Source organism: Erysipelatoclostridium sp. An173 (genome assembly GCF_963931465.1).
In the GTDB taxonomy this organism is placed as follows: domain Bacteria; phylum Bacillota_I; class Bacilli_A; order Erysipelotrichales; family Coprobacillaceae; genus Thomasclavelia; species Thomasclavelia merdavium.
The window spans coordinates 2,855,457-2,863,686 of the sequence record NZ_OZ007017.1; the positions used below are offsets into that span (position 1 = coordinate 2,855,457).

The 8,230-nt window shown below is 28.3% G+C and carries 12 protein-coding genes; 8 read left to right on the forward strand and 4 right to left on the reverse strand.

Annotation, left to right across the window (positions count from 1 at the left end; translation table 11 throughout):
* Window positions 1-2: 2 nt before the first annotated feature.
* From ABGT36_RS14220 to acgA, 4 genes are read right to left on the reverse strand one after another with little or no spacing between them, the layout of a single operon-like run.
* Window positions 3-911, reverse strand: a complete 909-nt coding sequence (locus ABGT36_RS14220; protein WP_300627070.1) for a Sir2 silent information regulator family NAD-dependent deacetylase — start codon at window positions 909-911, stop codon at window positions 3-5.
* A 19-nt stretch (window positions 912-930) separates the two neighbouring features.
* The gene (locus ABGT36_RS14225; RefSeq protein WP_346678594.1) at window positions 931-1,398 is read right to left on the reverse strand and encodes a nitroreductase family protein; all 468 of its coding nucleotides are present in this window, start codon (window positions 1,396-1,398) and stop codon (window positions 931-933) included.
* Window positions 1,399-1,435: 37 nt separating this feature from the next.
* Window positions 1,436-2,461 carry a radical SAM/SPASM domain protein, ACGX system gene (gene acgM / locus ABGT36_RS14230; RefSeq protein ID WP_346678596.1) on the reverse strand — a complete coding sequence of 342 codons (1,026 nt, stop codon included), beginning with the start codon at window positions 2,459-2,461 and terminating at the stop codon, window positions 1,436-1,438.
* A gap of 57 nt (window positions 2,462-2,518) precedes the next feature.
* Window positions 2,519-2,683, reverse strand: a complete 165-nt coding sequence (gene acgA, locus ABGT36_RS14235) for an ACGX-repeat peptide (RefSeq protein WP_300627076.1) — start codon at window positions 2,681-2,683, stop codon at window positions 2,519-2,521.
* A 208-nt stretch (window positions 2,684-2,891) separates the two neighbouring features.
* On the opposite strand from acgA, the gene ABGT36_RS14240 reads away from it, so the two are divergent.
* The 8 genes from ABGT36_RS14240 to ABGT36_RS14275 all read left to right on the forward strand — a co-directional run.
* A complete protein-coding gene (locus tag ABGT36_RS14240; protein WP_087371177.1) occupies window positions 2,892-3,332 on the forward strand; it encodes an Rrf2 family transcriptional regulator in 441 nt (146 codons plus the stop codon).
* Window positions 3,333-3,452: 120 nt separating this feature from the next.
* Window positions 3,453-4,586, forward strand: coding sequence for an MFS transporter (locus tag ABGT36_RS14245; RefSeq protein ID WP_346678599.1), 1,134 nt, complete (start codon window positions 3,453-3,455; stop codon window positions 4,584-4,586).
* A 27-nt stretch (window positions 4,587-4,613) separates the two neighbouring features.
* Window positions 4,614-5,231, forward strand: a complete 618-nt coding sequence (locus ABGT36_RS14250) for a 4Fe-4S binding protein (protein WP_087371185.1) — start codon at window positions 4,614-4,616, stop codon at window positions 5,229-5,231.
* 20 nt (window positions 5,232-5,251) lie between these two features.
* On the forward strand, window positions 5,252-6,121 hold the full coding sequence (locus ABGT36_RS14255) for a Sir2 silent information regulator family NAD-dependent deacetylase (protein WP_346678601.1): 870 nt from the start codon (window positions 5,252-5,254) through the stop codon (window positions 6,119-6,121).
* Between the two features lie 2 nt (window positions 6,122-6,123).
* Window positions 6,124-6,879 (forward strand): protein-ADP-ribose hydrolase, encoded by a 756-nt coding sequence (locus ABGT36_RS14260; protein WP_346678603.1) that lies wholly within the window; start codon window positions 6,124-6,126, stop codon window positions 6,877-6,879.
* A gap of 252 nt (window positions 6,880-7,131) precedes the next feature.
* On the forward strand, window positions 7,132-7,293 hold the full coding sequence (locus ABGT36_RS14265) for a hypothetical protein (RefSeq protein WP_346678605.1): 162 nt from the start codon (window positions 7,132-7,134) through the stop codon (window positions 7,291-7,293).
* A gap of 10 nt (window positions 7,294-7,303) precedes the next feature.
* Window positions 7,304-7,936: an aldo/keto reductase gene (locus ABGT36_RS14270; protein WP_346678607.1), complete on the forward strand. Its 633-nt coding sequence runs from the start codon at window positions 7,304-7,306 to the stop codon at window positions 7,934-7,936.
* 16 nt (window positions 7,937-7,952) lie between these two features.
* Window positions 7,953-8,230, forward strand: a 278-nt coding sequence (locus ABGT36_RS14275) for an aldo/keto reductase (RefSeq protein ID WP_346678609.1), incomplete at its 3' end; no start/stop codon positions are given.

The following is an 8,230-nucleotide window of genomic DNA, read 5'->3' on the forward strand; positions in this document are numbered from 1 at the left end:
AACTACTTACCAAAATTAAACAAATTTTGTTTATCATTAATATTACAATTAGGTAGATGAGTAATATCATTGTTTAGTAACAAGGATAAAATATATTCAATATCTTCATCGAAAGAAATTACGTTTGTTTCATTTCCAGGCATTGGTTGAGGAAAATCTTTATTAAAGCGAATTAAATGAGCATTTTTATATTGATATACTATTTTTTCAAAAGGATAACGAATAATACCAGGGGTATTAAACCCCACTCCCAATTCTAAAAAGACAACATTATGTTCAAGGGCATTTTTTAAAAACTGGTTATAATCATGATTTTGTTTATACCATGTTTTTGTAGTAACAAAATATTGATCTTTGTGAACATGAATATCCATTTTTCCATTACAAACTGGACAAACAGGAACAAGCGTAACTGGTATTTTACAATTTTTTGTTTGATGAACCATAGAATCAATGAGCTGATGATTATAGTATACTTTATCATGACAACCATTTTTACACTGCAAATATATATAATTACCCTGGACTTCAAAATACTTTTGCATATCAAAGCCATTAATATTAAATTGATTATCAGCATTAGTAGTAATTATAAAATATTTTTTATGTTCAATAAGTTTTAATAATTTTTGATAAACAGGGGTAGGTTTTGTATCATAAGTATTACACTTAATCATCCTTGCCCAATAAGCCCATTTTTCTTCTTCAGTTTTAAAATTATAAAAAGTACCACTATACATATCGTGGATGTTATATTGTTTTTCAAAATCATCGAAATATTGATTAAAACGTTTACCACCATAATGAAAACCCGCTGCTTCTGATAAACCTGCTCCAGCTCCGATAATAATATAATCACTATTTGCTATTAATTCTTTTGTTTTATTGATACGTTCATTAAAATTATTCATAAATAAACCTTTTTAATATTTATAAATACGTGATTTTCTTTCTTTGATTGCAGTTTTCCCTTTTGGATAACCAACAATAATATGATAAAAAGCACGATATTTTTTTAGTATCAATTCCCTTTTTTTCTAGTAGCGCTTTACCAAAGTCACTATTCATCGTTAAAGCGGCCCGTGAAATCATACAACTTCCAAGTCCCAATGCATGAGCCATTAGCATCATATTTTGACAAGCAACACAACAATCTGCTTCGCTAAAGATAAAATCTTTTGGACCTAATAAAGTAATTACTGTAGGAGCCCCATATAAGGCACTTTTAATATCAGGGTTATCTATTATACTTGGCTGTTCTTTACTTACGTATCGACCTTTGACTACGTGTGCAACTTGGCGACTGATTTTTCCTAATTGTTCATTAATTTGTTTATCTTCAAATGTTCGATAGCTTCTACGCGTTTTTATTAATTCTAATAATTCATCTGGATTCATAATTATAACCTCCAATTTAATAATTTTATAAAAATATTTAATCAATTACTTTCCAGCACTGTGGATCAGGTGCATACATATTATGGCTATAGCCATAGCTTACTGCAGGACAGCCACGACAAAATCTAAACAATTCACATTTTTTACATTTTTCAAAATTTTCATATTGGCGATATTTTTCATATTTTTGATCATGGAACCATTCATATAAAGATTTTTCTTGAATATTTCCAACATAGCTCTCCATTCTACGACAAGCATAAATTTTGCCATCTGGTAAAATCGTCATATGATGGCTACCACAATGACATCCATCGTAAATAGTATTTTGATCAAGTTCATTAGGGATAGTAATAATTCCCTTTTCATATAAATACAAAGTCCATAAGTGGTCCTTTAGATTAAAAGAAGTATGGCTATCTTTATATTGTTCAAATTTTTGCCAACAAATATCTAAAAAATTTTTATATTCCAAAGGTGCTATATGAGTACTTTTTTCCAAGCTGGTAGGACAATAACGACCAAAGGCAAAGACATCAACATTATATTTAACTACTAAGTCAATAAGATCAGGTATTTCTTTAATATTTGTACCAGAAACAGTTGCCATAATTGCAACTTTAATATTAGCTTTTTTTAAGCAGCTGATTTTTTCTAGGGTAATATCAAAAGATCCTGGTTTTCTAAAATAATCATGGGTATCTTTTAGGCCATCTAAAGATAATTGGTATTTTTGACAGCCATAATATTTTAATTTTTTACATACTTCATCGTTAAGGTGAAACGGATTACCTAAAATAGCAAAAGCAATATTATGCTTTTTAAATAATTCTAATATTAACCAGAATTTAGAATGCAAAATAGGACCACCTGTTAAATAAATATATGGTATCTTATTTTCTTTTGCACACATATCTTCGATCATCATTAAAGTTTTTTCAATTTGTGGATATGGCGTTTCTAATAATTTAAGATCTTTATTATCCGAAAAGATATAACAGTGTTTACATCTTTGGTCACAATAGTCGGTAATATGCCATTGATAAGCAAAATATTCTTTCATATAGTCCTCATTCCTTTCTTTTAAAGATCACATCATTTTGAAATGAGGTGATTGATTTTATTCACCTGCGCCACAAGCACTGCCACAAGCTGTAGGTTTTTCTTCAGGTTTTTCATCTTCACCAGCACCACAAACACTACCACATGAAGATGCAAATACATTTTTTAAAACTTTGTTTGCTGATGTCATAGTTTTATATTCATTATTTGTAGACCATTTCATTTATCTCACCTCCTAGTAACTATCTTAATTAGAATTTTTTATTTTGTTAAGAAGGTACTTTTTTGTGTTATAGTTACTTTTTGGTTAGAATTTAGCTATTATGCTAGATAGGATAAATAAAAAAATTTTTTATATTAATATCTATAAATGTAATAATTGACATTACATTTAAAAATATATAATATATACATAGAAAGGGGAGCTATTTATGCAAATTTCAAGTCGATTTACAATTGCAGTTCATATATTTGCGTGTATTGATACATTTGAAAAAGATCAAAAAATTACAAGTGATTTTTTATCCGCAAGCATTAACGTTAATCCAGTAATTATTAGAAAAATACTTTCTTCACTTAAAAAAAGTGGTCTTATTAATGTATTGCGAGGAACCGGTGGAACAACAATTGCTAAACCATTAGATCAAATAACTTTATTAGATATATTTCAGTCAGTAGAATGTCTTGAAGATGGTAAACTTTTTCATTTTCATGAAAATCCTAATGCCAATTGTCCAGTAGGTAAAAATATTCATAGTATTTTAGATGATAAATTATTAAGGGTTCAAAAAGCTATGGAAAATGAATTAGCCTCTATTACATTAGAAGATGTTATTAATGATACAAGGTATTATGTAAAAAATAATGGTTGAAATTAGTAATCTTAGATGATTACTTTTTTTATTTTATTTATTGTAATCATTGACATTACAACAAAATAAGGTTATATTATAGATGTAATAAAAATAGTTACAATGAAAGAGGGAGCGAATATGAAAGAAAAATTGTGGGCAAAAGAATACTTATTTTCACTATTATTAGTATTTGGGGTTAATATGGGATATGCCCTATTAAATTCTGTTATGGCCATTTATGGAACAGTTTTAACTTCATCTAGTGTAATGGGTGGCTATATGATAACAGTATTTATGATATCAGCATTATTTGTTAGATTATTTATTAAAAAGTTAAACGAAAAATTTAGTAATAAGGTATTGTTGATATTTGGATTATGTTTAACGGTTATCGCTTCAATAGGTTATTGTCTAGCTAATGACATTGTCACTTTTCTTATTTTTAGAATGATTCATGGTTTTGGTTTTGGAATAAGTTTAACTTGTGCCACTGCTATTAGTAATGAATATGTACCTAGTTCTAGATTAAGTGAAGGAGTTGGCTTTACATCTTCTGCTAATACTATTGCTAATGCGATTGGACCAACAATTGCTTTGGAAATATTAGGTGAAAAATATACTAACTTTTTTACATTATTTGCAGTATTATTAATTATTTCAGCTGTTATATTTGGTTTATCATTATTTGTAAAAAGTAATACAAAGGCTCAAAAAGTAAATAATGAACATCAATCATATAATGGCGTTATTATTGCTTGTGTATTCTTTTTAGCAACGTTTTGCCAAGGAGCAGTGAATAGTTTTTTAACTTCATATACAAAAGAATTGAATTTTGGCAATATTGGATTATTTTTTACACTTATGGCTATCGTAACTTTTATTTCAAGATTTTTTTCAAGAAAAATACAGAATATATTTGGATTAAAAAAATTAAGTTTTATTTTATCAATAATAATGGCAGTAAGCATTGCTTTAATAGCTTTCATTCAAAATGAATTTCAACTATTTTTATTAGCGATTCCATTAGGGTTGTCAACGGGATTACTTTTTCCAATATTCAATTATCGAATTATCCAGACTGTTGATCCATCACAGTTTGCTTTTGCAACATCAATATATTATTGTGGACTTGATATTGGATATGGATTAGGAGCAGTTGTTTGGGGTTATGTTAGTCAATTCTTTGGTTATCAAGTTCTTTATGTTGTTGCTGCTTTATTGATAGTCGTAACGATTGTTTTTGATCAAATTGTTTATCAAAAAGTTAATTAAAAGCAAAAGGTATTAAGGAGGTTTAAGATGGAAATACAAGAGATACTTAACATCTTACAAAAAGAAATTCACACCACAATAATAGCTACTGTTGATGATAAAGGAAATCCATATACATGTGCTATTGATATCATGTTAGTAGAAGATAATAAATTGTATTTTTTAACAGCACGGGGAAAATCATTTTATCAAAGATTAATGAATAGACCATATATTGCATTAACAGGACTAAAAGGCGAAGATACTATGTCATCTGTTGCGATATCTTTACAAGGACAGGTAAGAAATATCGGTCATAATAAATTAGCGGAAATCTTTGAAAATAATGAGTACATGAAAAATATTTATCCTAGTCTTGAAGCTAGGGAGGTATTGGAAGTATTTGAAATCTATAGTTTTACTGGTGAGTACTTTGACTTAAGTCAAAAACCAATTTATCGTCAGAGTTTTGCTTTCCAAAAAGAAAGCCATGATAATAATTATTTTGTATCTAAAAGCTGTAATGGCTGTCAAAAATGTTATGATGTTTGTCCTCAACGATGCATCGATATATCTAGAATACCAGTAACAATTAAGCAGGAACACTGTTTACATTGTGGTAAATGTAAAGAAATATGTCCACAAAAAGCAATTATCCAGGTTTAATGAAAGAAAGGTGAAGTGTAATGTTTGGTCATGAGTATTTGAATTATTCACAACAATTAAAAAATCTAGCTAATCATATAAAAGAATGTGAAGCAATTATTATAGGGGCTGGATCTGGTTTATCATCAGCAGCTGGATTGACTTATTCCGGTGAACGTTTTAATAAATATTTTTCTGATTTTATTAATAAATATCATTTAACAGATATGTATTCAGCTGGCTTTTATCCTTATGAATCATTAGAAGAATATTGGGCTTACTGGTCAAGACATATTTATTATAATCGTTATATTGATGCCCCTAAAGATACTTATCAAAAACTATTACAGTTAGTTAAGGATAAAGATTATTTTGTATTGACCACTAATGTAGATCACCAGTTTCAAAAAGCTGGTTTTGATAAAAAACGATTATTTTACAGCCAAGGTGATTATGGCTTATGGCAATGTTCTAAGCCTTGTCATCAAAAAACATATGATAATAAAGAAATCGTAGAAAAAATGTTATTACAACAAAAAGATTTAAAAATACCATCATCATTAATACCATATTGTCCTAAATGTGGTGCTTTCATGACTATGAATTTAAGATGTGATCAAACCTTCGTCCAAGATGAAGGCTGGTACCAGGGACAATTTAGATATAATGATTTTATTAATAAACATAGAGATTTAAAAAAAATATATTTAGAATTAGGGGTTGGTCAAAATACACCAGTAATTATTAAATACCCGTTTTGGAATTATACTAATAGTAATAAAAAAGCAACATATGTATGTATCAACTATGGTGAAAGTTTTTGTCCTGATGAAATAAAGAAACAAGCTATTTTAATCAATGGTGATATTGATCAGGTTATTAATGATTTATTATTAGAGCTGGAGGGATGATTATGAATCAAAATGAACGTTTAGTCTATCTTATCAAATATCTATGTAAAGAAAGAAATGTTGATATTGAAATGCCTGAGAGTCATGATGAACTTTTTCAGCTTTATCGTTCTTTAGTGAATATTCGCGAAGCTAAACCAATAGCACAAGAATTTTTGAAAGTTCAAGATCAAATGTTACAAGAAGAAAATAAAAATAAGGGCATTGTATCATTTGATGATGTAGAAGAAAATATTATTGTTTGGCAAGGAGATATTACTCGTTTAAAAGTTGGAGCAATTGTTAATGCAGCAAATAATCAAATGGAAGGTTGCTTTGTTCCTGGGCATCATTGTATTGACAATGCTATTCACAGTTATGCAGGGGTTCAATTAAGGAATGATTGTCATCAAATGATGCAAAGACAAGGTTTTTTAGAGCCAACCGGTAAAGCTAAAATAACTAAAGCTTATAATTTACCGTGTGATTATATTTTACACACCGTTGGACCAATTATTAGAGGTCATGTAAGTAAAAAAGATGAGCAGCTTTTAGCATCATGTTATGAAAGCTGTTTAAGGTTAGCTGAACAATATCAGCTTAAAACAATTGCTTTTTGTTGCATCTCAACAGGTGTTTTCCATTTTCCTCAAGAATTAGCTGCTGAAATTGCTATTAAAACAGTTAAAGAATTTTTAAAAGATTCTTCAATAGAAAAAGTAATTTTTAATGTTTTTAAAGATGAAGATTATGCAATATATAATAAATTATTACAATAAAATAATTATTATTAATAAAAGTATCACAAATTAACGTGATACTTTTTAGCTATAAAATATATTAATTAAATCAGCATGCATCAAAGTTATACTTTTATAAATTATTGATATTTTACTTTTCAGATTTTGAAATTAAAATATTTTTATAAAAAATCAGTTGACTTGAAGTTAACTATAAATACTAAAATATATACACTAGATCGCGTGTTGGCAATTTTAATGGAGTATATTATATTAAATAATGGTGTGAAAATGCCTAAATTAGGTTTTGGAACAATCAATCAGTTTGGTGATCAAATTATTGATAACGTTGCTTTTGCATTAAATAATGGTTATCAGCTTATTGATACCGCTAATAGATACGGCAATGAAGTAGAAGTTGGAAAGGGGTTAAAAAAAAGGAAAAGCTCGTGAAGATTATTTCTTGGAAACAAAACTTGGACCAACATTATATGAAAATGATCAAGCAATTGATGACACTTTAAAAAGATTAGATGTTGACTATTTGGATTTAATGATTTTACATCATCCAGTTAACAACTATATTTATGCTTATAAAATGTTAGAAAAGGCATATAAAGAAGGTAAAATTAAAGCGATTGGTTTATCAAATTTCCCAGTAGAAAAAATTCAGGAAATATTAGATAACTGTGAAGTAGTACCAGCTGTTATGCAAGTAGAATGTCATCCTTATTATCCAGCAGAAGCTGTAAAAGAATTTTGTGATGAGCATAATATTGCTTTACAATCATGGTTCCCTTTAGGACATGGTAATGATGAAATGCTGAATGATGAAGTTTTTGTAAATTTAGCTAATAAATATCAAAAAACAACAGTACAAGTAATTTTAAGATGGCATACCCAAATGGGATTTGGATTAGTTCCAGGTAGCAAATCAACAGATCATATTAAAGAAAACGCTGAAATTTTTGATTTTACTTTAACTGATGAAGAAATGGCTTTAATTGCTACTGTTAATAAACATCAGCCATTTTACCAAGTTACTAAAGAATCATTACAAAAATTAGCAACTACAAAATGTAATTTTGAAGAATAATAACGAGGTGAGTGCAATGGAATATGTAACATTAAGTAATGGTATTAAAATGCCAATATTAGGATTTGGAGTTTTTAGAGTTCCAGATAAAAAAGAATGTCAAGAATCTGTATATCAAGCTATTAAAGCAGGGTATCGTTTAATTGATACAGCTGCTTCATACACTAATGAAGATGCTGTTGGAAAAGGTGTTAAACAAGCTATTGATGAAGATATTTGTAAACGAGAAGATTTATTTATTACTTCTAAATTATGGGTTCAAGATATGAAAGATTATGATGCAGCTAAAAAAGG